Annotated in this window: 29 protein-coding genes and 1 other RNA gene; 12 read left to right on the top strand and 18 right to left on the bottom strand. The window is 65.5% G+C overall.

Translation table 11 applies throughout. The features are described 5' to 3' along the window. Positions 1–81 precede the first annotated feature (81 nt). Entirely contained in the window at positions 82–2,109 is a 2,028-nt protein-coding gene (locus G9408_RS01840) for a lytic transglycosylase domain-containing protein (protein ID WP_168452452.1), read from the top strand. Positions 2,110–2,115: 6 nt separating this feature from the next. Beyond that, positions 2,116–2,601, top strand: coding sequence for a transcription elongation factor GreB (greB, locus tag G9408_RS01835; RefSeq protein WP_168452451.1), 486 nt, complete (start codon positions 2,116–2,118; stop codon positions 2,599–2,601). 41 nt (positions 2,602–2,642) lie between these two features. Here greB and G9408_RS01830 read toward each other — a convergent pair whose 3' ends face one another. The 6 genes from G9408_RS01830 to G9408_RS01805 form a co-directional block, all read right to left on the bottom strand. Continuing rightward, entirely contained in the window at positions 2,643–4,361 is a 1,719-nt protein-coding gene (locus tag G9408_RS01830) for a caspase family protein (RefSeq protein WP_168452450.1), read from the bottom strand. 156 nt (positions 4,362–4,517) lie between these two features. Further along, a complete protein-coding gene (locus G9408_RS01825) occupies positions 4,518–4,673 on the bottom strand; it encodes a hypothetical protein (RefSeq protein WP_168452449.1) in 156 nt (51 codons plus the stop codon). A gap of 78 nt (positions 4,674–4,751) precedes the next feature. Beyond that, an RNA gene (rnpB, locus tag G9408_RS01820) (RNase P RNA component class A) lies at positions 4,752–5,148 on the bottom strand. Between the two features lie 593 nt (positions 5,149–5,741). After that, positions 5,742–6,410 (bottom strand): DUF4197 domain-containing protein, encoded by a 669-nt coding sequence (locus G9408_RS01815; RefSeq protein ID WP_235957434.1) that lies wholly within the window; start codon positions 6,408–6,410, stop codon positions 5,742–5,744. 542 nt (positions 6,411–6,952) lie between these two features. Further along, on the bottom strand, positions 6,953–8,740 hold the full coding sequence (locus G9408_RS01810; protein ID WP_168452448.1) for a sensor domain-containing diguanylate cyclase: 1,788 nt from the start codon (positions 8,738–8,740) through the stop codon (positions 6,953–6,955). A gap of 89 nt (positions 8,741–8,829) precedes the next feature. Further along, positions 8,830–9,441 carry a TetR/AcrR family transcriptional regulator gene (locus tag G9408_RS01805; protein WP_168452447.1) on the bottom strand — a complete coding sequence of 204 codons (612 nt, stop codon included), beginning with the start codon at positions 9,439–9,441 and terminating at the stop codon, positions 8,830–8,832. An 86-nt stretch (positions 9,442–9,527) separates the two neighbouring features. Between G9408_RS01805 and G9408_RS01800 the strand changes: the two genes are divergently transcribed. Continuing rightward, the gene (locus G9408_RS01800) at positions 9,528–10,970 is read left to right on the top strand and encodes an 8'-apo-carotenoid 13,14-cleaving dioxygenase (protein ID WP_168452446.1); all 1,443 of its coding nucleotides are present in this window, start codon (positions 9,528–9,530) and stop codon (positions 10,968–10,970) included. Here the strand turns inward: G9408_RS01800 and G9408_RS01795 are convergent. Beyond that, positions 10,891–11,751 (bottom strand): NTP transferase domain-containing protein, encoded by an 861-nt coding sequence (locus G9408_RS01795; protein WP_168452445.1) that lies wholly within the window; start codon positions 11,749–11,751, stop codon positions 10,891–10,893. The genes G9408_RS01800 and G9408_RS01795 overlap by 80 nt on opposite strands. Continuing rightward, on the bottom strand, positions 11,748–12,776 hold the full coding sequence (locus G9408_RS01790; protein WP_168452444.1) for a D-alanine--D-alanine ligase family protein: 1,029 nt from the start codon (positions 12,774–12,776) through the stop codon (positions 11,748–11,750). The genes G9408_RS01795 and G9408_RS01790 overlap by 4 nt, the downstream gene beginning before the upstream one ends. 286 nt (positions 12,777–13,062) lie before the next feature. Between G9408_RS01790 and G9408_RS01785 the strand changes: the two genes are divergently transcribed. Then, on the top strand, positions 13,063–14,088 hold the full coding sequence (locus G9408_RS01785) for a hypothetical protein (RefSeq protein ID WP_168452443.1): 1,026 nt from the start codon (positions 13,063–13,065) through the stop codon (positions 14,086–14,088). Between the two features lie 112 nt (positions 14,089–14,200). On the opposite strand, the gene rplL is transcribed toward G9408_RS01785, so the two are convergent. Both rplL and rplJ read right to left on the bottom strand, forming a co-directional pair. Next, positions 14,201–14,572 carry a 50S ribosomal protein L7/L12 gene (rplL, locus tag G9408_RS01780; RefSeq protein ID WP_120218100.1) on the bottom strand — a complete coding sequence of 124 codons (372 nt, stop codon included), beginning with the start codon at positions 14,570–14,572 and terminating at the stop codon, positions 14,201–14,203. Between the two features lie 59 nt (positions 14,573–14,631). Next, positions 14,632–15,147 carry a 50S ribosomal protein L10 gene (rplJ, locus tag G9408_RS01775; RefSeq protein WP_168452442.1) on the bottom strand — a complete coding sequence of 172 codons (516 nt, stop codon included), beginning with the start codon at positions 15,145–15,147 and terminating at the stop codon, positions 14,632–14,634. A gap of 408 nt (positions 15,148–15,555) precedes the next feature. Here rplJ and G9408_RS01770 point away from each other — a divergent pair, with 408 nt between their 5' ends. From G9408_RS01770 to G9408_RS01750, 5 genes are all read left to right on the top strand, one after another. Then, entirely contained in the window at positions 15,556–16,164 is a 609-nt protein-coding gene (locus tag G9408_RS01770) for a PadR family transcriptional regulator (protein WP_168452441.1), read from the top strand. Beyond that, a complete protein-coding gene (locus G9408_RS01765) occupies positions 16,164–16,484 on the top strand; it encodes a DUF2218 domain-containing protein (RefSeq protein WP_168452440.1) in 321 nt (106 codons plus the stop codon). Before G9408_RS01770 ends, G9408_RS01765 begins: the two co-directional genes overlap by 1 nt. Positions 16,485–16,799: 315 nt before the next feature. Next, on the top strand, positions 16,800–17,324 hold the full coding sequence (locus G9408_RS01760) for a DUF2975 domain-containing protein (protein ID WP_168452439.1): 525 nt from the start codon (positions 16,800–16,802) through the stop codon (positions 17,322–17,324). Next, positions 17,324–17,533: a helix-turn-helix domain-containing protein gene (locus G9408_RS01755; protein WP_168452438.1), complete on the top strand. Its 210-nt coding sequence runs from the start codon at positions 17,324–17,326 to the stop codon at positions 17,531–17,533. Before G9408_RS01760 ends, G9408_RS01755 begins: the two co-directional genes overlap by 1 nt. A gap of 201 nt (positions 17,534–17,734) precedes the next feature. After that, on the top strand, positions 17,735–17,995 hold the full coding sequence (locus tag G9408_RS01750; RefSeq protein ID WP_235957521.1) for a TFIIB-type zinc ribbon-containing protein: 261 nt from the start codon (positions 17,735–17,737) through the stop codon (positions 17,993–17,995). A 102-nt stretch (positions 17,996–18,097) separates the two neighbouring features. Here G9408_RS01750 and G9408_RS01745 read toward each other — a convergent pair whose 3' ends face one another. From G9408_RS01745 to G9408_RS01735, 3 genes are all read right to left on the bottom strand, one after another. Next, entirely contained in the window at positions 18,098–19,498 is a 1,401-nt protein-coding gene (locus G9408_RS01745; RefSeq protein WP_168452437.1) for an amino acid permease, read from the bottom strand. Positions 19,499–19,639: 141 nt separating this feature from the next. Next, entirely contained in the window at positions 19,640–20,281 is a 642-nt protein-coding gene (locus G9408_RS01740) for a YoaK family protein (protein WP_168452436.1), read from the bottom strand. A 4-nt stretch (positions 20,282–20,285) separates the two neighbouring features. After that, entirely contained in the window at positions 20,286–20,573 is a 288-nt protein-coding gene (locus G9408_RS01735) for a 4a-hydroxytetrahydrobiopterin dehydratase (RefSeq protein WP_168452435.1), read from the bottom strand. A gap of 51 nt (positions 20,574–20,624) precedes the next feature. Between G9408_RS01735 and G9408_RS01730 the strand changes: the two genes are divergently transcribed. The 3 genes from G9408_RS01730 to G9408_RS01720 all read left to right on the top strand — a co-directional run bounded on the left by G9408_RS01730 (position 20,625) and on the right by G9408_RS01720 (position 22,418). Further along, a complete protein-coding gene (locus G9408_RS01730; protein ID WP_168452434.1) occupies positions 20,625–21,053 on the top strand; it encodes a metallopeptidase family protein in 429 nt (142 codons plus the stop codon). Further along, positions 21,050–21,634, top strand: coding sequence for a heme ABC exporter ATP-binding protein CcmA (gene ccmA / locus G9408_RS01725; RefSeq protein ID WP_168452433.1), 585 nt, complete (start codon positions 21,050–21,052; stop codon positions 21,632–21,634). Before G9408_RS01730 ends, ccmA begins: the two co-directional genes overlap by 4 nt. A 136-nt stretch (positions 21,635–21,770) precedes the next feature. Then, on the top strand, positions 21,771–22,418 hold the full coding sequence (locus tag G9408_RS01720) for a heme exporter protein CcmB (protein WP_168452432.1): 648 nt from the start codon (positions 21,771–21,773) through the stop codon (positions 22,416–22,418). A 453-nt stretch (positions 22,419–22,871) separates the two neighbouring features. On the opposite strand, the gene rplA is transcribed toward G9408_RS01720, so the two are convergent. The 5 genes from rplA to secE all read right to left on the bottom strand — a co-directional run bounded on the left by rplA (position 22,872) and on the right by secE (position 26,095). Further along, entirely contained in the window at positions 22,872–23,570 is a 699-nt protein-coding gene (gene rplA / locus G9408_RS01715) for a 50S ribosomal protein L1 (RefSeq protein WP_168452431.1), read from the bottom strand. A gap of 4 nt (positions 23,571–23,574) precedes the next feature. Continuing rightward, on the bottom strand, positions 23,575–24,006 hold the full coding sequence (gene rplK / locus G9408_RS01710) for a 50S ribosomal protein L11 (protein ID WP_120218097.1): 432 nt from the start codon (positions 24,004–24,006) through the stop codon (positions 23,575–23,577). A gap of 274 nt (positions 24,007–24,280) precedes the next feature. Then, positions 24,281–25,210: an acyl-CoA thioesterase gene (locus tag G9408_RS01705; RefSeq protein ID WP_168452430.1), complete on the bottom strand. Its 930-nt coding sequence runs from the start codon at positions 25,208–25,210 to the stop codon at positions 24,281–24,283. A gap of 114 nt (positions 25,211–25,324) precedes the next feature. Beyond that, on the bottom strand, positions 25,325–25,861 hold the full coding sequence (gene nusG, locus G9408_RS01700; RefSeq protein ID WP_168452429.1) for a transcription termination/antitermination protein NusG: 537 nt from the start codon (positions 25,859–25,861) through the stop codon (positions 25,325–25,327). A gap of 36 nt (positions 25,862–25,897) precedes the next feature. Further along, positions 25,898–26,095: a preprotein translocase subunit SecE gene (gene secE / locus G9408_RS01695; RefSeq protein WP_120215766.1), complete on the bottom strand. Its 198-nt coding sequence runs from the start codon at positions 26,093–26,095 to the stop codon at positions 25,898–25,900. Between the last annotated feature and the right edge of the window lie 41 nt (positions 26,096–26,136).

Here is a 26,136-nt window from a genome sequence, read left to right as displayed (position 1 = left end):
ACACGGGCCAGCCGGTAGAGTCCCGACGGCGCGCCGCTAATGGACGCCTATTCAGCGCCCCGCAAGGAGTTTGCCACTAACATGGCCGCCATGATTACGCTGCCCCGAATTTCTCGTCTGGCCCTGGCCTTTGCGCTGCTCGTCCCGGCGACCGCTCAGGCAAGCGAGCTGACCCCCGAACAGATGCAGTGGTATCGCGCGCAAATGGGTCTCGCCTCGACATCGGGACCGCCGCCAGCGACCAGTTCGGTCGGCGATGCGGTGATGGAATGGCGCCGCCTGACCGCCAATACCGGCGCCTCGTTCGATCAGCTGTCGCGCTTCCTGATGGCGAACAAGGGCTGGCCCGACGCCGACAAGATGCGCGTTCGCGCCGAAAAGGCGATCGCGATCGACAGCTTCGACCCCGCGCGCACCCTCGCCTATTTTCAGGCCTATCCCCCGCAGACGCCCAGCGGGCATCTGCGCCATGCGATGGCACTGAACGCATCGGGCCGCCGCGACGACGCCAACGCCGCGGTGCGCCGCGCCTGGACCGGCGGAGCGCTCGACGAATATGAGGTCAGCCGCGCGCTCAGTCTGTTTCCGGGCGCGCTGTCGGTAGCCGACCATGACGCGCGGATGGACCGGCTGCTGTGGTCGGGCGCCACTGGCGCGGCGAGCCGCCAGCTCGCCTATACCTCGCCCGAACGGCGTAGCGTCTTTGCCGCGCGCCTCGCGATGCGCAGCAGCGCGGTCGACGCGGCGTTCCAGGCGTCGGCCGTCGAAAGCGCCAACCCGTCGCTGGTCCGCACGGACGCCGGGTACATCACCGACAAGGCGACCTGGCTGCGCCAGACCGGCCGCGTCGGCGAAGCGCGCGCGCTGCTCGCTGCACCCCGCTCGCTGGCCAAAGCGCCGACCGATCCCGAGGAATGGATCGAAACGCTGCTCACCAACGCGCGGCAGGCCGACAGCGGCGGCGACAAGCTGACCGCCTATAATATCGCACGGCAGATCGACGACGCGTTCCCGCCGGGAACGGTGATCCGCGAAACCCCGCTCGCCGTCCGCGACGATTATACGTCGCTGGCGTGGCTCGCCGGGCAGCTGGCGTACAAGGATCTGCGCCGCCCAGCCGACGCGGTGCGCCTGTACCGCGCCTATGGCGAAGCCGCACGATCGGCGCAGACGCGCACCAAGGGTTTCTACTGGGCCGGCCGCGCCGCGCTTGCCGCCGGGGACCGATCGACCGCGGACGCGCATTTTGCCGACGCCGCGCAGCATTACGACCAATTTTATGGCCAGCTCGCGCTCGAACGGCTGGGCCGTCCGCAGCCCAAGCCGACACCCAATCCCACGAGTCGCGTCAGCGATGATGAAAAGCGCGCCTTTGCCGACGACCGGCTCGTCCGCGCCGCGCGCGCTCTCGGCGAAATTGGCGCGTGGCGTGAGCAGACGCTGTTCCTGCGCGCGCTGTCGCAAAAGGCTACCTCGCCCGCCGACCATGTCCTCGCCGGGCAACTGGCCTCGCAGATCGGTCGCCCCGACCTCGGCGTCATGATCGGCCGCAGCGCGCAGGCGAACAGCCTCGATGCGGTCGAGGTCGCGGGCTTCCCGACCGTCCGCGTGCCCGCAGGGCACGAAGGCAACTGGACCTTCATCCACGCGATCACCCGGCAGGAAAGCCAGTTCGACCGGCAGGCGATCAGCCATGCCGGGGCGCGCGGCATGATGCAGCTGATGCCCGGCACCGCGAACGAAGTCGCGGGCAAGCTCGGTCTTTCCTATACCCGCGACCTGCTCACCACCGACACCAATTACAACATGACGCTGGGATCGACCTATTTCCAGCAGATGCTGCGCTATTATGGCGGCAGCTATCCGCTCGCGGTCGCCGCCTACAACGCCGGTCCCGGCAATGTGAACAAGTGGCTGCGCGCCAATGGCGATCCGCGCACCGGATCGATCGAGATGCTCGACTGGATCGAGGCGATTCCGATCTTCGAGACCAAAAATTACGTGCAGCGCGTGCTGGAAAATGCGGTCGTTTACGACACGCTGCAACCCGGCAAGACGATGCCGCAGGCGCCGCTCAGCTTCTACCTCGGCAAACGCACGCCGGGATAAGGCCGCGTGGCGGGGGAACGCAGCAACATCATCAGCCCGGCAGGCTTTGCCGCGCTGCGCGCCGAATATGACGCGCTGCTCGGCGACGAGCGGCCAAAGCTGGTCGACGTGATCAGCTGGGCGGCGGGCAATGGCGACCGCAGCGAAAATGGCGACTATATCTATGGCCGCAAGCGCCTCCGCGAAATCGACCGGCGGCTCTCGTTCCTTGCGCGCCGGATGAAGGCGGCGCGCGTCGTCGATCCCGCCGAGCAGCCCGACAAGAGCCGCATCTGGTTCGGCGCCACTATCGAACTTGCCGACGACGACGATGCGCGACGCACCGTCACGCTGGTCGGCGACGACGAGGCCGAGGCGGGCGACGGCCGGATCGGCTGGAACAGCCCCCTCGCCCGCGCGCTGCGCGGCGCCGCGGTCGGCGATCTGCGCGTGGTCCAGCTTCCGTCAGGGCCGAAGGAGTGGGAGGTGATGGCGATCCGTTATCCCTCCTGACGTTCGTCCTCGCGGCAGCGGCCGGCATAGCCGGCAAAGTGCTACTCCCCGATCCCCGCAATCAACGCCCGCTGATCCTTGCGCAGTTCGGGCAGCGCGCGCGCCAGCTTCGCCCAATGCGCCGCCTCCTTCGCATCGGCCGTAACGCCGACCCCCTTGGCATAGGCATCGGCCAGGATCGCCCGCGACCCCGCAAAACCGGCGCGCGCCGCAACGCTGCAATCCTCGATCGCCCCGGCCAGCGTCTTGGCGGCAAAATGCGCCTCGCACAGCCAGTGATTGCCCTCGGGATTGCCCGCCGCCGCAATCGTCCGCAGCCGCGCGAGATTGGCGTCGCGGGTGTCGGCGAAATAGGTCAGCGCAAAAATAGCCGCCGGATGCCCCTTCGCTGCCGCCTCGGCATAAAGAGACTGCGACCGTGCGAAATCGGCGGGGCCAAAGGTTCCCGCCGCCAGCCGATACGCCAGATGCGTCTTTGCTTTCGAAAAGCCCGCGTTCGACGCCGCGACATACAGATCATAGGCGCGCTTGACGTCGGCCGCCGACGGATCATTTTCCAGCAGCAGATAGGCGAGTTCCTGCTGCCCCGCCGGAAACCCCTGCGCCGCCGATGCCTCCAGATACGTCCGCGCGCGCGGCAGGTCGCGCTTCACCCCGACCCCCAGCGAGAACATATATCCCACCAGCTGCTGCGCCAGCGGATGCCCGCCGTCGGCCAACCGGACCAGCTCGGCGGCCGGATGGCGCGACAGCACGTCGGCGATCAGCACCGGCTCGTCCTCGATCGCCAGCCGGTCGAGCGAAATGTCGGCGAGCGGGTCGGTCGCGGCGCTGCGCGCGGCGGTGGCCGCCTCTCCCTTCGCCGGGAGCGGAACGACCGCCACCGCCGACGTCGGGCGGGCGGGCGCAGCCGCCGGAACCTCGGGCGGCGCGACCAGATAATAATCGTCGAACCAGCTGCCATAATGAAACGGCTGCTGCGGCCCCAGCTCCATGCCATGTGTGCGCTTGTAAACTTCGCGCGATACGATCTTGAAATAATCGGAGATTTCGAGCCCGGGAATGGCCAGTTCCTTGACCACCGCCGCGGCAAACGGGCTGACCGGCGATCCGACCGGCGCAAAATCCAGCGCTGGCCGCCCCTTCGCGGTCGAATAGAAAACCGCGCCTTGGCCAATATCGAGCAGCCCCAGCGGTGCCGAGGCCGCTTCGCCCGCGGCGACATTGACGTCCTCGATCCGCACCACCGGCTCGGCGGTGCGGCAGGCATCGACGAACAGCAGGGTAAAGGCGCCCGTCGGCACGACCCGCTTCACCGCAGCCTCGATCGACAGGTAGCGCTTTTCGACATCGGCACGCCGCGCCGCGGGCGGCGCCTCCATCGGGACCAGCCAGTTGCGCCCGCCATATTCAAAGCCGTGCCCGGCATAATAGATGATCACCGATTTCGCCCCCGCTGCCTCTGCGGCAAAGCGCGTCAGCGCGGTGTCGAGCGTTGCCATATCGGCGTTGCGGACGATACGCGGCGAAATCCCCGCCTTGGCAAAAGCGTCGCAGACATAATCGATGTCGTTGACCGCATTTTTCAGCGACGGCCATTCCCAGTCATTATAGGCGCTGTTGCCGATGAGCAGCGCGACGCGATCGCCCGCGAGCGGCGCGGTGCCGCAGGCGGAAGGCTGGGCGGCAGCGATCGGCGTGGTCGCAATCGCCACAAACAGCGCCGCCAACACCGCCGCCAAACGTGCCTGAATCGCCATCCTTGCCCCTATCCGCCCCGGCTTGCGCCCGCATGAAAAGTGGCGGAAATCTGCGCAACTTTACTCTGAAAATCGCGTCAATTGCCGCTTTCGCGCACCCATGTCACCGATGGTAAGTGACGCAGACAATGTAGGAAAGCGGAAAGTCGCGGCTGATCAGGGTTGCAGCAGCGCCGGGACGATCCAGATCGCCGACAGGACGATCACCACCGCGATCAGCGAAAAGCCCAGCACATAGCGAACATTATGGCCTTTGACCCCGCCGCTGGCTTCGGTCTCGGTCACTTCGACATGGTCATCGACGACTTTCATGATGCGTTTCCCTTTCAACTGGTCCGACATAGAACGCGGGCGGCGCACGGGCGTTCCGCGCACCGCGTTGGGGAGAATGTTGCCAGAGGGTCTGTAAGCCGGGTTCTGTCCACCCCGTTTCCGGGGATGGGCGATCATTCCTCTAGGCGAATGGTTACCCATACGCTCAAGCAGTCAACCCGGACGGCGGGGCCGGAACCAGCCCTGGAATTGCTCCCGTGCCATCCCTATTCGACCTTGCTCCCGGTGGGGTTTGCCGTGCCGCGTCCGTTACCGTCCGCGCGGTGCGCTCTTACCGCACCCTTTCACCTTTCGCCGGGCCAAAGCCGTGGCGGTTTGCTCTCTGTGGCACTTTCCCTGAACCAGTCCTTCGGACCGGTCCGCCGGACGTTATCCGGCACCGTGATTTCCGTGGAGCCCGGACTTTCCTCCCCCGGCAGGATACCCCACCGGCGGCGATCGCCCGACCCTCTGGCAGCGGCGAGTATAGCGCGAATGAAAGGCGATGACGAGCGATTGTGAGGAGGGGTGGTTTGGGGTGGGGAGCGGATGTAACGGCAAAGACACGCCCTCCCCTTCAGGGGAGGGCAGCGAGACTTACGAACTTGTTCGTTAGTCGCAGCGGGTGGGGGCCAGCGGCCTAGCGCTACGCCGCTGGCCCCCACCCCGCTACGACTAGGCAGCAAGCTGCCAAGTCTTCGTTGCCCCTCCCCTGAAGGGGAGGGGCTTGCTCCTCGTTACGTCCGCAATCGCTCGCTTCCGGTCATTCGTTCTGGATCGGCGGCAACGTCCGAAATGGGCGGTGCCAGCTTCGTCATCCCGGACTTGATCCGGGATCCGCGACGACAGTGCAGCTATAGATCCCGGATCAAGTCCGGGATGACGATGAGGAAAAATCCTCCCTGTGGCGAAGCCATTGGGAGGGCGACCGCTCGCGAAGCAAGGGGTGGAGGGGCCACGACGGTAGTTCCAAAGCCCCTCCGTCAGCGCTTCGCGCTGCCACCTCCCCATCGCTGCGCGACAGGGAGGATCGACGGCTTACCTCGCCCGCTTACGGCCCCGTCCAGCTCAAAAAATCCCTTTCAGCAGCCGCCCGGGATTGCGCCGCAACGCCGCCTCTTCGTTCGCCATATAGTGGAATATCCCTTTCAGCGCCTGTTCGGTCACCGATCGCGTCAACCCGTCGCGCGTCAGCCCCGCCGAAGCCATCAGCGAATTGCCCTTCGCCAGCTGGTCGAGCTGGCGATAGGCGCCGACATTTTCCAGCGCCGATCCGACCAGCGGCGACACCTTGCCAAACAAAGTATCGCCCGCACTCGTCTGCAGATAGCGCGTGGCGCCGTCCTGCTTGCTCACCAGCGCAGGCGCGTCGGACCAGCGCAGATTGTCGATCGCCGACCGAAAGATCGGCTTGGCCTCGCCCGCCGCCTTGCCGCCGGCATCGTTCAGGCTCTTGGTCAAATTGGTGGTCAGCCCCAGCTTGTCGCCGACGCCGAACAGCTTCGACGCCAGCTTGCCGCCCGCGCCCGGCAACAAAATGCGCACCGCGGTGTCGCGATAGAAGGCGCCGGGCTGCGCCAATTTGTCGAGCGCGCCATCGGATGCGCCGCCAATCAGCCCCTTGACCCCGCTGCTCGGCAATTTCGCCAGCGCCCATGGCGCCTGCGCCAACGCCGCCATCCCGACCGCACCCGCAAGCAGCCGCCGCCGTGCGATCATCACATCGTTCGACTCCATCGCGCGGCTCCCCTGTTTGTGGTTCGGGGCAACCCTAACAGCAAACAGGCCGCCGCCATAGGGTGAGCGGTGTTCAGCAGGGTCTGGTGGCGAATGGCGCCTTTGGGGTGGGGAGCGGACGTTGGGATAATATCACGCCCTCCCCTTCAGGGGAGGGCAGCGAGACTTACGAACTTGTTCGTTAGTCGCAGCGGGTGGGGGCCAGCGGCCTTGCCCATGGCCGCTGGCCCCCACCCCACTACGACTAGGCAGCAAGCTGCCAAGTCTTCGTTGCCCCTCCCCTGAAGGGGAGGGGCTGTCTCTTCGCTGCGTCCGCAATCGGTCGACTTCGGTCGTTCCCGACCTCTTCTCTTCCGTCATCCCGGCGAAGGGTGTTCAGAGGCACCTGACTCTGAAACACGATCTCGCCGGTGCGGTTCGACGATAGGGTGAGATCCCGGCCTTCGCCGGGATGACGATGACATAAATTTCGTGCTTCGATCGCTTCCACTCCACCGCCACCACCCGCACTCCGCGAACGGCAACCACCGCCTGCGTAACCCTCAAGCCGCCATGCGTAGCCGGTTCCGTCCCTCGCGCTTTGCGGTGTACAGCGCCTTGTCGGCGCGCTGGAGCAGGTCTTCGATGCTCGCCTCGCCCGCATAGACCGCCAGCCCGATGCTGACCGTCACCTTGGGCAGGCCCGCCACCGCGCCTTCGGCGTCGGCGTGGACCGCCTTGCGCACCCGTTCGGCGACCAGTTCGGCCGACAGCGCGCTGCGGCCTTGCAGCACGCAGACAAATTCCTCGCCGCCATAGCGCCCGACCATATCGTTGTCGCGCAGCGACGCCTTGGCGCGCTGGCCGACGCGGCGGATCACTTCGTCGCCGGCGGCATGGCCGTGCACGTCGTTGATCGCCTTGAAATGGTCGATGTCAAAGATCGCGACCGCCAGCGGCGCGCCATCCTGTTCTGCCCGCCGCAGCGCCTGATCGAGGAAGCTCAGCGTGCGGCGCCGGTTGGGCAGCCCGGTCAGCATGTCGGTGTTGGCCACCCGCTCCGCCGCGCTGCGCGCCGATTCCAGGATGCGCGCATTTTCGACCGTGTCGGTGACGTCCTGCACGGTCCCGAAAATGCCGATCGCCTTGCCGCCGCGACCCATTTCGATCGACCCGTGCGATTTGACATGCCGGATTTCGCCGTCGGTCCGCATGATCCGGCCCTGAAACACGAACGGCTCGCCCGACCGGACCGCTTCGGCCAAAATCTTTTGCACCGCCACCCGGTCCTCGGGCAGATATTGCGCGACGCTATATTCGACATCGACCGCGGTGCCGGGTTCCAGCCCATGGACACGGTACGTCTGGTCCGACCATTGGATCGTCCATTCCGTCAGGTCGACGCGCCAATGCCCAACGAGCGCCGCCGCTTCGGCCTGGAGTAGCCAGCGATTGCTCTGCTCCAGCCGCTTCGCCAGCCGCCGCTGGACGACCAGCAGCGCCGCGAGCGGCAACGCGATGAACAGCATCGTCACCAGATAGAATTGCAGGAACAGCACCTCGACTTTCTGGCTTTCGTTCATCGCCGCGATCGGGCCATGTCCCTGCCCGGTCAGCAGCGACGCGATGAGCGCGACGATCAGCATCCCCGCTGCGGCGCCGAACGGCCCGAGGCGATAGGCGGCGATGATCAACGCGACGCACGGCAGGAAGGTCACGGGAAAGTCGGACTGCGAAAAAGATGCGCCGGTCACAAATGCCGCGACGGTCAGCAGCGCGATCGCTTCGACCTTCATCGCGGTCGGCACCTTGTTCACCGCGTTCGACGCGATCATGCGCGCCAGCATGACGATCGGCGGGGTGACGATCAGCATCCCGAGTGCGACGGTCGTCATCCACGACAGAAAGAAGTTGAAGCCATTGCCCGTCAACAGCATCGCGATTCCGGCGCTGGCGGCGCTGGCGGCAAAGGCGGCAGCGCAAAAACGTCCGACCGCGCGGGGGACCATGAACGACATCTCGCCGCGTTCGTGCCGCCGGATCAGCCACAGCGCGATCGTCGCCTCGGCGGCGTTGGCGACCGTGTAGGCCGCGGCGGCCCCGGCCCGGATCCCCTCGACCATATTGGCGCCGACGCTGGCCGCGGCCATCGCCAGAAAGGCAGGGATGCGCGCCTGATTCGGCATCAGCAACAACAGCGCGAGGAAATAGCCGCTGGGCGGCCAGACGGCGGCGATATTGTCCGCGCCCTTGGTCGCATGAAGCGCCAGGCTGGCGAGCAGAAAATAGCCCGTCGCGGTCAGGAGGAACCAGAAGACCGCCTCAACTCGGGGGGACAGGGGCCGGGTCATCGCCCCAACTAACCGAAAAGAGGGAAAGAAACCGCTAACATGTTGCCGCTTGCCTCCCCTTTTGTCGCGCGATCAGGTCGCGTCGGCGCTCACGCTATCCCGCCAAAAGTCAAACCGACCACTTCTTCGACCATGGCTTCGTCCCACTCCAGCCGCCGGTCGAGGATCAGCATCGCCAGCCCATGGACCAGCGCCCAAGCGTGCAACGCCGCTCTATCGGGGTTTTCGACCCCCGGCAACGCTTCGCCGACGCCCGCCCGCAGCAGGTTATAGGCAACTTCGCCGCCGTCGCCGCCAACATTGGCATGGCGCGCCGACATCTGCCGCGTGAAGCTCAGGCGGAACAATGCGGGCTCGTCGTGGGCAAAGCGCACATAGGTCGTCCCCGTCGCCTTGAACCCATTGCGCCCGCCGCCAGCTTTCAGCCACGCCTGCGCCTGCCGCGCACCCAGCCGCCGCAGCCCTTCGTCGGCGAGCGCGTCGAGTAACGCCTCTTTGTCCGGAAAATGGCGGTAAAGCGCGGTTGCGCTGACCCCAACGTCGCGCGCAAGCGCCCGCAGGCCCAGCTCGCCGTCGTCGCCCGCTTCCAGTCGTTTGAGCCCCGCCGCGATCACCGCCGCGCGCAAGTCGCCATGATGATAAGCGCCCGCCGCCTTCGCGCCGTCGCTTTTTATGTTGACACTGTTATCTTGATCGATCATGTTGTCACCGTAAACATTCCGAGTCGCCGGCGCAATCCCCTCCACGCCGTACGGCACTTTCGCCAACATCCGTAAGGAGCAATATCATGGCAAGCAACGTCGAAACCCTGATCCGCGGCGCCGTCGTCAAAGGGATTGGCAAAGTCGCCGATTTCAACCGCAAGCGCCTGCCCCGCCCCACCGACGCGCATCCCTATCTCACCGGCATCCACAAACCGATGACCGAGGAGCTGACGCTGGAGGAACTGCGCGTCGAAGGCGATATCCCCGCCGCCCTCACCGGCCGCTATCTGCGTAACGGTCCGAACCCCGCGATCGCGCCCGACCCCGCCAGCTATCACTGGTTCACCGGCGCCGGGATGGTCCATGGCATCCGCATCGAAGGCGGCAAGGCCGACTGGTACCGCAACCGCTGGGTGCGCGGCAGCGAAGCTTGCGAAGCGCTGGGCGAAGAACTGCCCCCCGGCCCGCGCGCCGATCGCAACGACGCCCCGAACACCAACGTCGTTGGGCTGGCGGGCCGCACCTTCGCGATCGTCGAAGCCGGCGGCAAGCCGGTCGAGCTCGGCTATGAGCTCAATACGATCACGCACAACCCGTTCGACGGGACGCTCGTCGGCGCGTACACCGCGCACCCGCACCACGACCCGGTCACCGACGAGGTCCATGCGATCACCTATCGCGGCGACGAACCGAACAAGGTCTGGCACGTCGTGCTCGACAAGAATGCCCAGGTTATCCGCGAGGAAGCGATCGCGGTCAGCGACGGTCCGTCGATCCACGACTGCGCGATCACCCGCAATTATGCCCTGGTATTCGACCTGCCCGTCACCTTTTCGATGAAGATGCTGCTCGCGGGCTATCGCTTTCCCTACGCCTGGAACGAAGCGCATCCGGCGCGCGTCGGCCTGCTTCCCCGCAATGGCAGCGGCGACAGCATCATCTGGGTGCCGGTCGAACCCTGCTATGTCTTTCACCCCGCCAACGCCTATGAGACCGCCGACGGCAAGGTGATTGTCGATGTGGTGGCGCATGACACGATGTTCGCGAGCTCGAAACGCGGCCCGGACAGCGAGCGGTCGCGGATGGAGCGCTGGACGATCGATCCGGCAGCAGGCACGACCACCCGCGCGATCATTTACGACCACCCGCAGGAATTTCCGCGTTACGACGAGCGACTGACGACGCAGCCCTACCGATATATTTATTCGGTCGCGCTGCCCGACCACGCGACGACCGAAATGGAGATCGCCGATACCCGCCTGTTCCGCCACGACCTGCAAAGCGGCACCACCGCGATCCACGATTTCGGCCCCGGCCGCCACCCCGGCGAGTTCGTTTTCGTTCCGCGCGGCAGCAACGGCGCCGAGGATGACGGGTGGCTGATCGGCTTGGTCGTCGACATGAGAGACGAAACGACCGCGCTCGTCATCCTGAACGCCGATGATTTTACCGGGTCACCGCAAGCCGTCGTTCATCTGCCGCACCGAGTTCCGCCGGGCTTTCACGGCAATTGGGTGGCGGACTGACCCCGCCGCGACGTGCCAACAGCGCTTCGGTCACGCCGAGCGAGCGTTCATTGTCGACATCGATCGCCGTCGCCCCGTTGCTGACCAGCAGCGGGGCGATTTCGACGTTCATGTGACGCGAAATGCGCGCGAAAATATGGTGGATCGGCCCCAGCCCGAAACGAAAGCGGAGCAGGTTGATGAGCCCGAACGCCTGCATCACCCGCAACGGCCTTTTGACAAACTGACCGCCGCCACGAAACGCCTCGGTGGCCCTGAGCGCGCCCGGATGGGCAATCCAATAGGCGTTGCAGTTCGATACCGCGACGTCGGCAAACTCGTAAAAGCGCCGCTGGCCTTCGGGATGTACCGCCAGCACATCGTCACGCCGCGCCAGCGCCACCCCTGCCTCGATGTCGAGCCGCGCGGCTTCGGCGGCAATCTCGGCGATCGTTTCGGGGGTCAGCAGGCAATTGTCGGCGGTCGTGACCAGCAACGGAAAGGCCGCGACGCCCGCGACCGCAAGCACCGAGTCCGCCAGATTGTTCGCCGCCGGGACGATGATCAGGCGCTTGCCCAACGATGCGACGACCGGATCGTCGAGATCGGACAGCAAATTCACATGATGTGTCGACACGAAAATCTGCCGCGCATCGCTCGCCGCGGCGGCGCTCAGCACATGCGCGATCATCGGCCGCCCCGCCACCGGGACAAGGCACTTGTCGGCGACGCCATGCGCGACGGCCAGCGGATCGGGCGCGCCCGGTCGGCGCCCCGCAAGGATCAGGACCGCCCCCGTCATGCCGCGTCGCGCCGCGCCATCGCGGGCCCGATCTGGCGGATCATGCTTTCGGCAACGATCGTTTCGACCAGCGCCGCATGGGTGAACCCCGCAATCGCCGCCGAACGCGCGAACAGCTTTTCCGACCACAGGTTGCAGTTGAGATTGACCTCGAGCAGTCGGACGTCGCCGGTCGCCTGATCGACGCGAAATTCGAACCGGCCATAATCGAACGGGCGAAACACGTCGGCCATGCGGCGGGTATATTCGGCCACCTGCCGACTGATCAGCGGATCGTCGAAGCGTTTGATGCAATATCCCACCTGCCCGACCAGATCGCGCTTTTCCTGATAGGTGCGCAGCTGCGCCGGGTCGGCCTGCTCGAAAATCATCATCGGCAGCATCGCCGGTTCGCCATCCAGAGTGATCACCGGCACTTCGATGTCGCTGCCGTCGATAAAGGGCTCGACGAGCGCGTCATGGTCGAGCGCGTGGATTTCGGTGATCGAGCGCGCGAGTTCGGCGCGGTCGTGGGCATCGCGGACGCCCCATGACGCCGAGCTGTTGTTGGGCTTGATCACCCAGCGCCGCGCGGGCGGACACCGCGCGACATCGACCGGCGCGCCGCGACGAAACAAAGCCCATGGCGCCGTCGGTACGCCGCGCGCCGCCGCCTCCAGCTTGGTCAGATGCTTGTCGTCGGACAGCCCGCGCACGATCGGCGAGGCGCCGAGATAGGGCAGGCCATGCTGGTTGCAGAGCAGGGGCAACAACATTTCGGAATTGAAGAAGCCGCCGCGATTGAGCAGTGGAAAGACGAAATCAGCCGCGGGCCGATCGAACAGCGCGGCATAGCTGTCGGCGATCAGCAATTCGACGCCCAGACCCTCCAGCGTCTCGCGCATTTCGCGGTGATACAGCGCATGATTGCCGTCGTCGGCGTGCAGTCCGCCGGTCCAGCGGGCGTGCTTGGCGATGAACAACAGGCGCTGTGTTTCGCGCAGGCGATCGGGCAGCCGGGTGGGCGCAAGGTCGGTCGTTTTCATGGGCGCGCCTGACCACGCCGGGGTTGCGCGGTGATGACGAATTGGTGACGATTGATGACCGCGAAATGCAAAAACAGTGTCACACTCGCCGACAAGGCACGGAAAATCAGTGAATTATGCTTCGTCGTACTAATCTTTCAGCGCAGTGCGGCTGACCGCAAAGCCGGTCGTTACCCACGATCAATCGGCCCAAAATCTTCGCCGCGCCGCCCGACCGCCACGGCTCGTCGCGGAAATCCGCGCTTTGGCGCAGCGCTTTTCGAGCGCGGTTCGTTCCTCCTTCACTATGATGAAGAATATCGCCCTCTCCCGCCCCGCCACGAGCGCGATTGCCGCGTTCCTGGTCCTGTCCACCCCCGCCGCTTTCGCACAGGAAGCGCCGACCATCACGATGACCCCGCCGGTCACCGCGCCGACCGCGCCGACGCCGCAAACCCCGCCGACGGTCGCTGAACCGAGCGCGCCCGCACCGGTCGCGGCACCGCAGGCCGCGCAGCCCGTGGCCCCGGCGCCGGTCATTCGCGTACCGCTTGAAATCGAACCTGCCGAAACCACCCCCGCGCCGCGCGCCGCCGAACGGGCAGAAGCGCCCGCCCCTGCGCGCCCCGCACAGCGCGCTCGCTCGGTCGCTGCCGCACCGGTGGCTGCTGAACCGGTCGCGACGCCCGTAGCGGACACCGCGCCGACTGCCGAACTGGCGCCGGTCGCCACGCCGATGGCCGCGCCCGCCGAAGCGGTGATCGAACCGACGTCGGCGCCCGCCGAACCCGCACCCGCCGCGAGCGGAGAATTTCCGTGGGAAATCGTCGGCGGGGCCGCCGCCCTGCTGGTGATCGGCGGCGCCGGGCTGGCATTCGCGCGCCGCCGTCGTCACCCCGCCGACGACATGGCTTATGCCGAGGTCGTCCGCGACGCACCCATCGAGCGGACCGCTGCGACCGCGCCGATTGCGGGCGAAGGCCAGCAATGGGTAAGCCCGGCCTATGCGCCGCGCACGACGCCCGCCTTTGCCGCCGCGCCGAGTGGCAGCATGGGGCGCCATGAAGCGATGGCGATGGCCGGTCCCACCCCCGAAAATCCGTTCGTGACGCTGTCGAAGCGGCTGAAGCGGGCGCGTTTCCTCGATCGTCAGGAACGCCTGGCCTATAATGAAACGCTCGGCGCGCAGAAGGATATGACGCGCAAGCCGGTCAGCGCCTGGGAGATCGCCCAGCGCCCCGAACCCGCGATGCAGCAGCAGGACGTCCGCCGTCCGGAAGCTCCGCGTCCGCGCACGACCACGACGTTCCGTCCGGGTTATTCGAACGGCTGAGCCAGCCTCCTGCGGTAATCCCTCACCGCACAAAAAAGGGCGGTGCCTCGCGGCGCCGCCCTTTATTTTTGTCCGTCACCGGCCGGAATATCCGACCGGATCCGCCAACCGATTACTTCAGTTCGACGGTGCCGCCGGCGGCAACGATCTTGGCCTTCAGCTCTTCAGCTTCAGCCTTGCTCACGCCTTCCTTGAGCGCCTTCGGTGCGCTTTCGACCAGCGCCTTGGCTTCGCCAAGACCCAGGCCGGTGATCGCACGGACTTCCTTAATCACGTTGATCTTGTTGCCGCCGTCACCCGTCAGGATGACGTCGAATTCGGTCTGCTCTTCAGCAGCCGGGCCAGCAGCGGCAGCAGCCGGAGCGGCAGCAACAGCAGCAGCAGCCGAAACGCCCCACTTTTCTTCGAGCATCTTCGACAGGTCAGCCGCTTCGAGGACGGTCAGCGACGACAGTTCTTCAACGATCTTTGCGAGATCAGCCATGTTCATTCTCCATCAGAACCGGGACGCACCCGGCATTAAGTTTCAATAATAGTTCGAAATCACGCTGCTTCTTTGGCGGCATATGCGCCAAAAACCCGCGCCAGCTGGCCAGCCGGGGCTGCGGCGATCTGCGCAACCTTGGTGGCCGGAGCCTGCACCAGACCAATGATCTTGGCGCGCAGCTCGTCGAGCGAGGGAAGCGAAGCCAGCGCCTTCACGCCATCCACGTCGAGCACCACGTCGCCCATGCCGCCGCCAACGATTTCAAGCTTGTCGTTGGTCTTGGCAAATTCCACCGCGATCTTCGCCGCCGCGACCGGGTCGGTCGAGGTTGCAAGCGCGGTGGGGCCGGTCAGCAGTTCGCCGATCCCGCCATAGGACGTGCCGTCGAGCGCGATTTTGGCAAGACGGTTCTTCGTGACGCGAAAATCGGCTCCTGCATCGCGCATCTGCTGACGCAGCACCGTCGACTGGGCGACGGTCATGCCAAGGTTGCGGACGACCACAACCGCGGCAGCTGACAACAGCGTAGCGTTCAGCGAGGATACGGCTTCGGCCTTTTCCGTACGATCCATGCCTATACTCCACTCTGTGCCCGGATACGCGGGCGCCGAAACGCACGCGCCGCCGGGCGGCTAACACACGCAAAGCCGGTCACGAGCCAAGGCTCACCCGTCCATGCGCAACGATGTCCGAAGGGGTCGGTCAAGACGCGTCGCCTGAACATGCAGGCGGGCGACCGATAAAGACTGTTCCCCGTCTCGGCTGGAAATTAAGCAGGGCAAATCCCCTGCACCAACTGTCTCGGACGGAATTGCCGCAGGCGGACCTGCAACAACACGGGGGCGCTAATAGCCGGAAACCGCCGGAAGTCAAGGCGGCGGGCGGAAGTTGACGAAAGTGTCGCACAGCGTGCCGTCGCAAGCTTGCAAAATTCGCATTAAGATATATCTTAGACACATCAAGAATCACACAAAGGAAAAATGATGATGTTTTATGCAAAGATCGCGGGCCGCGGCTGCGGCGGGCGGCACGCGATGCACCGCGGCGGCGGACGCGGGTTTGGCCATGGTTTCGGGCATGGCTTTGGCGGGCGACGCGGCGGCGGTGGCCGGGGTGAGCGCGGCGGCCGACAGCGCATGTTCGACAGCGGCGAACTGCGGCTGGTGCTCTTGAAGCTGATCGCCGACGAACCGCGCCACGGATATGACCTGATCCGCCAGATCGAGGAGCTGACCGGCGGCGCCTATGCGCCCAGTCCGGGGGTGATCTATCCGACGCTGACCCTGCTCGACGACATGGGCCAGATCGCGGCGCAGCAGAGCGAGGGCGCGAAAAAGCTGTTCGCAATCACCGACGCCGGGCGTACCGAACTGGAAACCCATGCCGACGTTGTCGCCGCGGCGATCGCCCGCCTGACCGCGGTCGGCGAAGAAACGCAGCGCACCGATTCGACGTCGGTCCGCCGCGCGATGGGCAATTTGCGCCAGGTGCTGATGGACCGGCTGAGCGACCGCGACCTCGACAAGGCCGCCCTGCACGACATCGTCGCGCTGATCGACGAAGCCGCGCAAAAGATCGAGCGGCTGTGATGACCGTCAGCGCCACCGCAGCGGTACCGACCGCGCATGCAAGCAAATATCTGCAACAGCTGTGCAAGCATTGGCAGCATAATCTGGCGGTCACCTTCACCGCCGAGCACGGGACGGTGACCTTTCCCAAGGATACGCGCGGAGCCGACTGGCCGGGCGACGGCCTGGTGACTTTCGACGCGGGACCGGACACGCTTTCGGTCCGCATCGACGCGAGTGTCGAGGGGCAGCTTGAAGGATTGAAAGGCGCCGTCGCACGCCACCTCGACCGCTTCGCGTTCCGCGAGGCGCCGCTGCCGTTCGACTGGCGGGGGGCTTGAACCCTTCCCTATTGTCATCCCGGGCTGAACGTCGACACTCATCCCCTGACGCAAGTGATGGGCTGCTCCCCGGCGAAAGCCGGGGTCCAGGGCGTTCCCACACAGGCGTTGCATTCGGACGCCCTGGGCCCCGGCTTTCGCCGGGGAGCAGGTATGTGGTCGCGAGAGCCAGACCCCCGGCAAGCCTGAGGTGACGGGAAAACCGGGCCGACCGCATACCAGTATCCCATCATATCGTTTTTCAATATTATTGATTGACGATAAATCCGAATCGCAATATATCGTTCTTCGATAACCACCCTATTGGAGAACGATATGCCTACGACCAATCCCACCCTGTTCCGCGCCACGCACGGCCTGCTCTGGCTGATGCTGACGCTGGTCGTCGCCGCCGCGCTGATCGTCGCCGGCGTCGCCATCGCGCTGGTCGTCGCCTGGCCCGACGTGATGGCCGAAATTCGCACCATGCCCGAATTTGTCGACGTCGCGACAATCCGCTTTCCGCTGGGCATCCTGATGCTGTTGCTGATCGCGGTGCTGGGCGTTGCCGCCTATATCCTGCGCCAGTTGCAGGCGCTGGTGACCAGTGCGTCGCGCGATCCCTTCATCGTCGACAATGCGGCGCGGCTGCGGCGGATCGGCTGGTCGCTGGTGACAATCCAGGTGCTGGCCCTGCCCGTCCACTGGACCGCGGCCAACATCGCCAGGGCCGGGAGCGAATTCAGCCAGATGGGCGGCCTTTCGATTGGCAGCCTGCTGTCGATCCTGCTCGCCTTTGTCCTGGCGGCGGTATTCGAACAGGGCGCCGCGATGCGCGGCGAGCTGGAAGGAACGGTGTGATGGCGATCGTGGTGAAACTGGATGACCTGCTGCACGCCAAGCGGATGACGCTGACCGACCTGTCCGAGCGGATCGGAATCACCCTGGCCAATCTGTCGATCCTGAAAACCGGCAAGGCAAAGGCGATGCGCTTTTCGACCCTGGAGGCGATCTGTACCGAGCTGGAATGCCAGCCGGGCGACCTGTTGGCGTTCGAAACCGACCGCTGACCGCGCCGCCAGCCAGACCCTTGACCCCGCTCCGCCCCCGGTCGGAGCGGGGTTTCTTCGTCTTGGAAGCGGAACGCGAATCTGCGATCGTGCGTTGAACGAGGCAGCGGATCTGCGCCGCCTTTTTCGCAACCGACGAAAGGAAAATCTGTGACCGATGCCCAAGGGCTGCTGTGCCCGACCTGCCGCGTGAATCTGACGATGTCCGAGCGCCAGGGAATCGAGATCGATTATTGCCCGCAATGCCGCGGCGTGTGGCTGGACCGCGGCGAGCTCGACAAGATTATCGAGCGCAGCGAAGCCGCCGCCCCTGCCCCGCGCGCGTCGGCCCCGCCGCCGCCCCAGCCGTCCTATCAGCAGCCGCCGCAATATCGCGAGCATGGCCATGACGACCGCTATTATGGCGGCAAGCCGTACAAGAAGAATTACAAGAAGAGCTTCCTGAGCGAATTGTTCGACTAAAGGCCGTCGCCCCCGCGAAGGCGGGGGCCGCTGTCGGTCCACTCAGCAGCGCAGGACAAGGCGGCTAGCGGCCCCCGCCTTCGCGGGGGCGACGCCTGTTGATCACGCCACCACGGCATGCCTTCGGGCATAGAGGAAATAAACCCCCAGCCCGGCGACGTTCCACACCAGGAACCACAGCTGCGTCTGCATTGGCAGGCTGAAGAACAGATAGATACAGCCGACGATCGCGCCGAGCCCGATCACCCATGGCATCGGGGCGCGGAAGGTGCGCGGGGCGTCGGGGGCGCGGACGCGCATGATCAGCATGCAGATGGCGACCGCGGTGAACGCTGCGAGCGTGCCGGCGTTGGCGAGCGCCGCCAGCTCACCGAGCGGGATGAAGCCCGCGAGCACCGCGACGACGATCGCGGTGAAGATCGTGATCCGCACCGGCGTGCCGCGCGACGACAGTCTGGCCAGGCTGGCGGGGAGCAGGCCGTCGCGCGCCATGGTGAAGAAGATGCGGCTCTGCCCATAGAAGAAGGCGAGGATCACGGTGGGCAGCGCGATGATCGCCGACACCGCGAGATATTGCGCCGCGAGCGGACTGCCGAGTTCGCGCAGGATCAGCGCCAGCGGTTCGGGGCTGTTGGCGAAGCGGGTGTAGGCGATCGCGCCGACCGCGGCGACCGCGACCGCGATATAGATGACGACGCACACGAACATCGATCCGACGATCCCGATCTTGAGATCGCGGTCGGGGTTACGCGTTTCCTCCGCCGCCGTGGCGATCGCGTCGAAGCCGTAGAAGGCGAAAAAGATGATCGCGGCGGCGGCCATGATCCCGCGCTCGACGCCGTCGGGGCCCATATGCTTGGTGAAGCCATAGGGGCTGAACGGTTCGAGATTGGCGGCATTGAACGCGGGGAGCGCGACGGCGACAAAGATCACCAGCGCCAGCACCTTGACCAGCACGAGGATGGCATTGAGCGTCGCGCTTTCGCGCGTGCCGACGAGCAGCAATCCGGCGACGACCGCGATGATCGCGATCGCGGGCAGGTTGACAATGCCGTCCAGCTCCGGCCCCTGCATCAACGCCATCGGCACCCCCGCCCAAGCTTCAAGCAGCGGCGCGGCGTAGCCCGACCAGCCGACCGCGACCGCGCTCACCACCAGCGAATATTCCAGGATCAGGCTCCACCCGACGACCCAGGCGATGAGTTCGCCGATCACGACATAGGAATAGGTGTAAGCGCTGCCCGACGCCGGAATCATCGTCGCCATTTCGGCATAGGCGAGCGCGGCGCAGGCACAGATGAGCCCGGCGATGGCAAAGGACAGGATGACCGCGGGACCGGCCTTGTCGGCGCCGACGCCGATCAGCGTCAGGATGCCGGTGCCGACGATCGCCCCGACACCGAGTGCGATGAGGTGCGGCCAGCCGAGCGTGCGCGCGAGCGCGTGCTGCCCCTCCTGCTGTTCCGGGACGATCGGTTTGCGACGCAGCAGGCTGCCAGACATGCGGACCCCTCTCCTAAAGGAAAAATTTTTCCTGCCTTTTAGACCGGTGTGGCACGAGCGCAAGATGCGCCGTCCGAATTGCTGTCGCCGACCCGCCTGGCTCGGCAAGCGCATCGTTTTACGGCCATTATCGGGCGTCCGCTATCCGGCGTCGCGGACGATCCAGCCCGCGCGGGCGGCGAGCAGCGCCGCCATCATCACGGCAAAGCCATAGGCGAGCGGCGCCGACCAGATGACGACGCCCGCGCCGAGCAGCGCGCCGCCGACGAGCGCCGCCCACAGGCCCAGATGATGCAGCCAGCGGCGATCCCCCTCCCCGCGCAAGGCGTTGGCGATCTTTTGCCCCATCTGGACCAGCGTCCCGGTCATATAGGTGACGCCGATCACCGACCCGTCGCGCCCCGCAACGGCAGCATTGGCGACTCCCATTGCGAGCGCGAGCGACAGGATCGCGCTCCATCCCTCGCCCTCGAGCCGCAGCAGCGTGGCGATCGCCAGCAGGATGGTGACGCCGAGCAGCACCGCAAGCGAGCGCCGCCGCCCGGCCTGCGCGCCGACCAGCGACCCCGCGACCACGCCGAAAACGAACGTCGCGATGATGATCGCGGCGACCAGCGCGGCATGTTGCCCCTCGGCCAGCCCGACCGCGAGCCGGGTCGAATTGCCGGTCATGAAGGAAACGAAAAAGCCAGCCGATTCGACGAACCCGATCGCATCGACGAACCCCGCAAGGATCGCCACCCCGACCGCGAGCAATTGGTGCGAGGGGTCGAAACGGAGCATCGGCTCAGAGCAAACCTTCGATCGCTTCGGCGAGCCTCGCGTCGCGCTCCGACAGGCCGTCGGCGTCGTGCGTCGTCAGCAGGATGTCCACGCGGTTATAGACGTTCGACCATTCGGGGTGATGATCCATTTTTTCGGCGATGATCGCGACGCTGGCCATGAACCCGAACGCTTGGGCGAAATCGTCGAAGGTGAAGCGGCGGGTGATCGCATCGCGCACCGGTTCGTGCGTCCAGTCGGGGAAGCGGGCGAGCAAGGCGGTGCGGGCGTCGTCGTCGAGTTTCTGGACCATCTGGTTTCTCCCGCTGGTAAAGGCCGTGCCGCCGCCATAAGGAAGGGCGCGATGAGCGACAAGACCGCCCTTCCCGATTTGCCAGCCGGCTGGACTGGCGTCGCGCCGGACGCCGACGCGATGTTCGCGATGGCCGAGGCGGCGCTGGCGACGATGCCCGCGGTGTTCCTGCCGCATATTCAGGGCGTCGTCATCGCGATCGAGGAGTTTGCCGACGACGAGGTGCTTAGGTCGCTCGACATCGAGCATCCCTATGGCCTGACCGGCCTGTACGAAGGCCGCCCGCTGACCGAGCGCAGCGTCAGCGAAAGCGGCGGCATGCCCGACCGCGTGACGCTGTACCGGGTCCCGATATTGGTCGAGTGGATCGAAACGGGCGAGAGGCTCGAGTGGCTGGTTCGCCATGTGCTGATCCACGAGATCGGGCATCATTTCGGCTTTTCGGACGACGATATGCACGCGCTGGAAGATATGGCGTGAGTGCGCTTTTGCAGCTTGATGGGGTGGCGTGCATTCGCGGCGACCGGCTGCTGTTTGAAAATCTGTCGCTGGCGCTGGCACCCGGCGAGGCGCTGTGGCTGCGCGGACCGAATGGCGCGGGCAAGTCGAGCCTGATCCGGCTGGCGGCCGGGCTGCTGCGTCGCGCCGCGGGTGCGGTCGAGCGCCGCGGGCGTATCGCGCTGATCGACGAGGCGGCGGCGCTCGACGCCGAACTGCCGCTCCGCCACGCGCTCGATTTCTGGGCGCGCGTCGATACCGTCGATGGGCATGCGGTCGACCGCGCGATGGCGGCGATGGCGCTGGAACCGCTGAGCGAGGTGCCGGTGGCGATGCTGTCGACCGGGCAGCGCAAACGCGCCGCGATGGTCCGCGTGATCGCAAGCGGGGCGCCGATCTGGCTGCTCGACGAGCCCGCCAACGGCATGGACGACGCGGCGCAGGCGCGGCTGGTCGCGGCGATCGCGGCGCACCGCGCGAATGGCGGCGCGGTGTTGCTGGCGTCGCATTTTGCGCTGGGGGTGCCTGACTTGGCCGAGCTGGATATGGGGGTGGTGGCGTGAAACCGCCTCCGTCTCAATCCGTTCGCCCTGAGCTTGTCGAAGGGCCGTTCTTTCTTTCGACGCCGCAAAGAAGAACGGTGCTTCGACAAGCTCAGCACAAACGGATTTTGGGTAGTGGACGTGGGAAAATGCAGCCATGACCACCCTCCTCGCCCTGTTCTGGCGCGACCTGCGCCGCGCGTGGGGCAGCGGGGCGCTGTGGCTGCCGGTGCTGTTCTTCCTGCTCGTCGCGACCGCCTTTCCCTTTGCGGTCGGCCCCGATACCCCGTTGCTCCGGCGCGCAGGCGGCGGAATGGTGTGGGTCGCGGCGTTGCTTGCCGCCTTGCTGCCAATCGACCGGCTGGTGCGACCCGACCGCGATGCGGGGGTGCTCGATCAGCTGGCGGTGCGCGGGATCGCCGACGAGGTGATCGCGGCGGTGAAGATTCTGGCCCACGCGATCGCGTTCGGATTGCCGCTGATGATTGCGCTGTTCCCGGCGGCGGCGTTGCTGGCGCAAGATGCGGCGCGGGTGGAGTTGCTGGCGGTCGGCATTGCGATCGCGGTCCCGGCGCTCGCCTCGCTCGCGGTGCTGAGCGCGGCGCTGACCGCGGGGCTGAAGAGCGGGAGTGCGATCGGCGGGCTGCTGGTGCTGCCGCTGGCGGTGCCGCTGCTGATCTTCGGCGCCGGGATGCTCGACCCATCAGGGCGCGGGGCGATGAAGTTGCTGGCGGCGACAAGCTTGCTGCTGACGATGATCGGGCCGTTTGCCGCGGGGGCGGCGATGCGGGGGCTTAGGGAGTAATCCCCTGTCCCCGTTAGTGTCGAGCGAAGTCGAGACACGCTTGGGAAGCGCCAGCCTTCGCGTGTCTCGACTTCGCTCGACACGAACGGAAATGGAGGGTGGCTGTTTTCGATGGATGCAGAAGGTTGCGGAAGCGGATAAATCGGGTCATTCTCCGATCGCAACAGGTGGAGCATAATCAATGAATTGGCACCGCGAGTCAACGCTGATTTGCATAACCGTCATTGCGGCACGCGGTGTATCAGGATGGTTTGGTGACGGCGTTCTGATGGCCTTCGTTGGTATCGGACTCACTCTCGTCATTGGTGATCGAACTCGCATGTACCTGAAATCGAAAAACGGTCGGATACAACCGCAAAACCGGTAGACTGGCCAGCTGCTACCTCCCAGTTTCTTCCATAAGAAAAGGGCCGGAGTTTCCCCCGGCCCTTCCCTAAATCATTATGCCTGAAATCAGGCGCCGGTGACGTCGGCGGTGTCGACCTTGATCCCCGGACCCATAGACGACGACAGCGCGATCTTGCGGACATATTTGCCCTTTGCGCCGGCCGGCTTGGCCTTGACGATCGCGTCGACGAAGGCGTCGAAGTTCTGGCGCAGCTTTTCCTCGCCGAACGACAGCTTGCCGAGGCCGGCGTGGACGATGCCGACCTTTTCGACGCGGAATTCGATCTGACCGCCCTTGGCGGCCTTCACGGCTTCGGCGACGTTCGGGGTCACGGTGCCCAGCTTCGGGTTCGGCATCAGGCCCTTCGGACCCAGCGTCTTACCGAGGCGGCCGACGATCCCCATCATGTCCGGCGTCGCGATGACGCGGCCATAGTCGAGGTTGCCCGCGAGCATGTCTTCCATCAGGTCTTCGGCACCGACCTTGTCGGCGCCGGCGGCCAGCGCCTTGTCGGCATTGTCGCCGCGCGCGAACACGGCGACCTTGACGTCCTTGCCGGTGCCGGCGGGCAGCGTGACGACGCCGCGGACCATCTGGTCGGCGTGGCGCGGATCGACACCCAGGTTCATCGCGATTTCGAGCGTTTCGTCGAACTTCGCCGAGGCGAGTTCGCGGACGGTCTTCAGCGCTTCGTCGACGGTGTGCAGCTTGAGGCTGTCAACCTTGCCCTCGAGCGCCTTCTGCTTCTTGGTCAGCTTGGCCATCGGTTCAGCCCTCCGTCACTTCGAGGCCCATCGAGCGCGCGCTGCCCTCGATGATCTTCGTTGCCTGTTCCAGATCGTTCGCGTTGAGATCCTTCATCTTGATCTCGGCGATTTCGGTCAGCTTCGACCGGGCGATCTTGCCGCCGCTGATCTTGCCGGGTTCCTTCGAACCCGACTTGAGGTTCGCGGCCTTCTTGATGAGGTAGGTCGCGGGCGGCGTTTTCGTGACGAACGAAAAGCTCTTGTCGGCGAAGACGGTGATGATGGTCGGGGTCGGCGTGCCCTTTTCCATGCCGTCGGTCGCGGCGTTGAACGCCTTGCAGAATTCCATGATGTTTACGCCGCGCTGGCCGAGGGCCGGCCCGAGCGGCGGCGAGGGGTTTGCGGTCCCTGCCGGAACTTGCAGCTTGATGTAGCCGCTAATCTTCTTGGCCATGATGGCCTCCTTTCTTTCTGTCGCCCCCTTCGACAGGCTCAGGACAAGCCGGTTGAAAGTGACTCAAAATAAGCGGTCAAGCAGAAGGGCATCACCCCTTCCTCCCGCGCGGAATCACGCCCGTATCTGACGCGAAGCGGCGCCGTTAGCGGGAACGGGCCGGAATTGCAAGCGTTGCCCGATCCCGAAACGGCGAGATCCCGGCCTTCGCCGGGATGACGAAATGATGGGTGTCATCCCGGCGAAGGCCGGGATCTCGCCATATCGGCCTTGGTCAGCCTTGCGTCACCACGCGCAGCAGACCTTCCTGCATCACCGAAGCGATCAGCGTGCCGTCCTGGCGATAGACGAGCCCGCGGTTGATCCCGCGTGCGCCGCCGGTCCAGTCGCTGTCCATGACATAGGCGAACCACTCATCAACGCGGATGTCATCGTGGAACCACATCGCATGATCGAGGCTGGTCGAAAACAGTCCCGGCGTCGACCAGGTAAAGCCGTGCGGGAGCAGGGACGAGGATAGCAGCCCCATATCGGAGGCGTAGGCAAGAAACGCGCGGTGGAGCAGCGGGTCGTCACCGATCGGTGCCGCGAGGCGGTACCATTGATAATGCGCCGACGCCTTTTCGGTCGAGGGCGGCCGGAAACTGCGCATCTCGAACGGGCGGAGGCGCGCCATGCGGTCGAGCTGGGCGTCGCTGACATTGGGGTCGGCGGCAAGGTTCTCGGTAAATTCGACGCATTGGTCGGGCGGCAACAGGTCGGGCATCGGCACCTGATGCGCGGCGCCGGGTTCGGGGGCGTGGAAGGAGGCGGTGAGGTTGAAGATCACCTTGCCGTCCTGCCGCACGACGACGCGGCGGTTGGCGAAGCTGCGCCCGTCGAAATCGCGGTGAACGCGGAAGTGCAGCGGCTTGGCTTCGTCGCCGCCGCGCAGGAAATAGGCGTGCAGCGAATGCGCCGACTTGCCCGGATCGACGGTGCGCGCCGCGGCGACCAGCGCCTGCGCAATCACCTGTCCGCCGAAAATGCGGTCGCGCGTCGGCTTGTCGAAGGCGGGAAAGGTAAACTCGTCGGGTTCCTCGGCAGGGACCAGATCGAACAGCCGGGTGACCGCGCCGACGACTTTTTCGGGCGAGGAGGTCGACTGGATGTGCCGTGCGCGATCGATGCGGGCCTGAATCTCGGCGGGAGTGAGCGAACTCATAAGACGGGCCAGCCCCTATCCGTCGCCCCCGCGCAGGCAGGGGCCGCCATCGGTTGATGCAGCACTGCCAGGCAATGCCGCCAGCGGCCCCCGCCTGCGCGGGGGCGACGCCGATTATTTCATGCGTTCGACCTGTTCGAAATCGAGCTCGACCGGGGTGGCGCGACCGAAGATCGACACCGACACCTTTACGCGCGCCTTTTCGAAATCGAGTTCCTCGACCAGCCCGTTGAAGCTGGCAAACGGACCGTCGAGCACCTTGACCTGATCGCCGATTTCGTAATCGACGCGGATTTCCTGTTTCGGACGCGCCGCGGCGTCTTCCTTGCTGTTCAGGATGCGCGCGGCTTCGGCTTCGCTGATCGCCTGCGGCTTGCCCATCGACCCCAGGAAGCCGGTGACCTTCGGCGTGTTCTTGACCAGGTGATAGATGTCATCGGTCATCGTCAGCTTGGCGAGGACATAGCCGGGGAAGAATTTGCGTTCGGCCTGCACCTTCTTGCCACGCTTGACCTCGGTGACGGTTTCCACCGGCACCTCGACCGCTTCGACAAAATCGGTGAGCCCCATGCGCTCGGCTTCGGCGAGCACCGAATCGCGTACCTTGTTCTCGAAACCCGAATAGGCGTGAATGATGTACCAGCGCGCCATGTCTATCCCGTATCCTGTCCCTGAAAGCCGCGGCGTTTAGCGCGCGAGCGACGTCAGCCAGCTGACGATCGCGTTGAAAACCGTGTCGACGCCGAAAAAGAACAGTGCCAGGATCGTCGTCATGATCAGAACCATGATCGTCGTCTGCACCGTCTCGCGCCCCGTGGGCCAGACGATCTTCTTGGCTTCGGCGCGCACCTGATTGATGAACTCAGCCGGGCTGGTTTTCGCCATGTCGATCGTCCTGTCCTACAAACTAATGCTTCGGGCCAGAT

This window comes from Sphingopyxis microcysteis (genome assembly GCF_012274265.1).
GTDB lineage: Bacteria > Pseudomonadota > Alphaproteobacteria > Sphingomonadales > Sphingomonadaceae > Sphingopyxis > Sphingopyxis microcysteis.
The sequence above is the reverse complement of the archived record's forward strand: the minus strand, read 5'-3'. Positions and strand labels throughout refer to the sequence as shown.

Bases quoted from the DNA above. Each gene is read 5' to 3' on its own strand.
- G9408_RS01840 (WP_168452452.1), top strand. From the start codon at position 82: ATGGCCGCCATGATTACGCTGCCCCGAATTTCTCGTCTGGCCCTGGCC.
- G9408_RS01830 (WP_168452450.1), bottom strand. From the start codon at position 4,361: ATGGCGATTCAGGCACGTTTGGCGGCGGTGTTGGCGGCGCTGTTTGTG.
- G9408_RS01825 (WP_168452449.1), bottom strand. From the start codon at position 4,673: ATGAAAGTCGTCGATGACCATGTCGAAGTGACCGAGACCGAAGCCAGC.
- G9408_RS01815 (WP_235957434.1), bottom strand. From the start codon at position 6,410: ATGGAGTCGAACGATGTGATGATCGCACGGCGGCGGCTGCTTGCGGGT.
- G9408_RS01810 (WP_168452448.1), bottom strand. From the start codon at position 8,740: ATGACCCGGCCCCTGTCCCCCCGAGTTGAGGCGGTCTTCTGGTTCCTC.
- G9408_RS01805 (WP_168452447.1), bottom strand. From the start codon at position 9,441: ATGATCGATCAAGATAACAGTGTCAACATAAAAAGCGACGGCGCGAAG.
- G9408_RS01800 (WP_168452446.1), top strand. From the start codon at position 9,528: ATGGCAAGCAACGTCGAAACCCTGATCCGCGGCGCCGTCGTCAAAGGG.
- G9408_RS01795 (WP_168452445.1), bottom strand. From the start codon at position 11,751: ATGACGGGGGCGGTCCTGATCCTTGCGGGGCGCCGACCGGGCGCGCCC.
- G9408_RS01790 (WP_168452444.1), bottom strand. From the start codon at position 12,776: ATGAAAACGACCGACCTTGCGCCCACCCGGCTGCCCGATCGCCTGCGC.
- G9408_RS01785 (WP_168452443.1), top strand. From the start codon at position 13,063: ATGATGAAGAATATCGCCCTCTCCCGCCCCGCCACGAGCGCGATTGCC.
- rplL (WP_120218100.1), bottom strand. From the start codon at position 14,572: ATGGCTGATCTCGCAAAGATCGTTGAAGAACTGTCGTCGCTGACCGTC.
- rplJ (WP_168452442.1), bottom strand. From the start codon at position 15,147: ATGGATCGTACGGAAAAGGCCGAAGCCGTATCCTCGCTGAACGCTACG.
- G9408_RS01770 (WP_168452441.1), top strand. From the start codon at position 15,556: ATGATGATGTTTTATGCAAAGATCGCGGGCCGCGGCTGCGGCGGGCGG.
- G9408_RS01765 (WP_168452440.1), top strand. From the start codon at position 16,164: ATGACCGTCAGCGCCACCGCAGCGGTACCGACCGCGCATGCAAGCAAA.
- G9408_RS01760 (WP_168452439.1), top strand. From the start codon at position 16,800: ATGCCTACGACCAATCCCACCCTGTTCCGCGCCACGCACGGCCTGCTC.
- G9408_RS01755 (WP_168452438.1), top strand. From the start codon at position 17,324: ATGGCGATCGTGGTGAAACTGGATGACCTGCTGCACGCCAAGCGGATG.
- G9408_RS01750 (WP_235957521.1), top strand. From the start codon at position 17,735: ATGTCCGAGCGCCAGGGAATCGAGATCGATTATTGCCCGCAATGCCGC.
- G9408_RS01745 (WP_168452437.1), bottom strand. From the start codon at position 19,498: ATGTCTGGCAGCCTGCTGCGTCGCAAACCGATCGTCCCGGAACAGCAG.
- G9408_RS01740 (WP_168452436.1), bottom strand. From the start codon at position 20,281: ATGCTCCGTTTCGACCCCTCGCACCAATTGCTCGCGGTCGGGGTGGCG.
- G9408_RS01735 (WP_168452435.1), bottom strand. From the start codon at position 20,573: ATGGTCCAGAAACTCGACGACGACGCCCGCACCGCCTTGCTCGCCCGC.
- G9408_RS01730 (WP_168452434.1), top strand. From the start codon at position 20,625: ATGAGCGACAAGACCGCCCTTCCCGATTTGCCAGCCGGCTGGACTGGC.
- G9408_RS01720 (WP_168452432.1), top strand. From the start codon at position 21,771: ATGACCACCCTCCTCGCCCTGTTCTGGCGCGACCTGCGCCGCGCGTGG.
- rplA (WP_168452431.1), bottom strand. From the start codon at position 23,570: ATGGCCAAGCTGACCAAGAAGCAGAAGGCGCTCGAGGGCAAGGTTGAC.
- rplK (WP_120218097.1), bottom strand. From the start codon at position 24,006: ATGGCCAAGAAGATTAGCGGCTACATCAAGCTGCAAGTTCCGGCAGGG.
- G9408_RS01705 (WP_168452430.1), bottom strand. From the start codon at position 25,210: ATGAGTTCGCTCACTCCCGCCGAGATTCAGGCCCGCATCGATCGCGCA.
- nusG (WP_168452429.1), bottom strand. From the start codon at position 25,861: ATGGCGCGCTGGTACATCATTCACGCCTATTCGGGTTTCGAGAACAAG.
- secE (WP_120215766.1), bottom strand. From the start codon at position 26,095: ATGGCGAAAACCAGCCCGGCTGAGTTCATCAATCAGGTGCGCGCCGAA.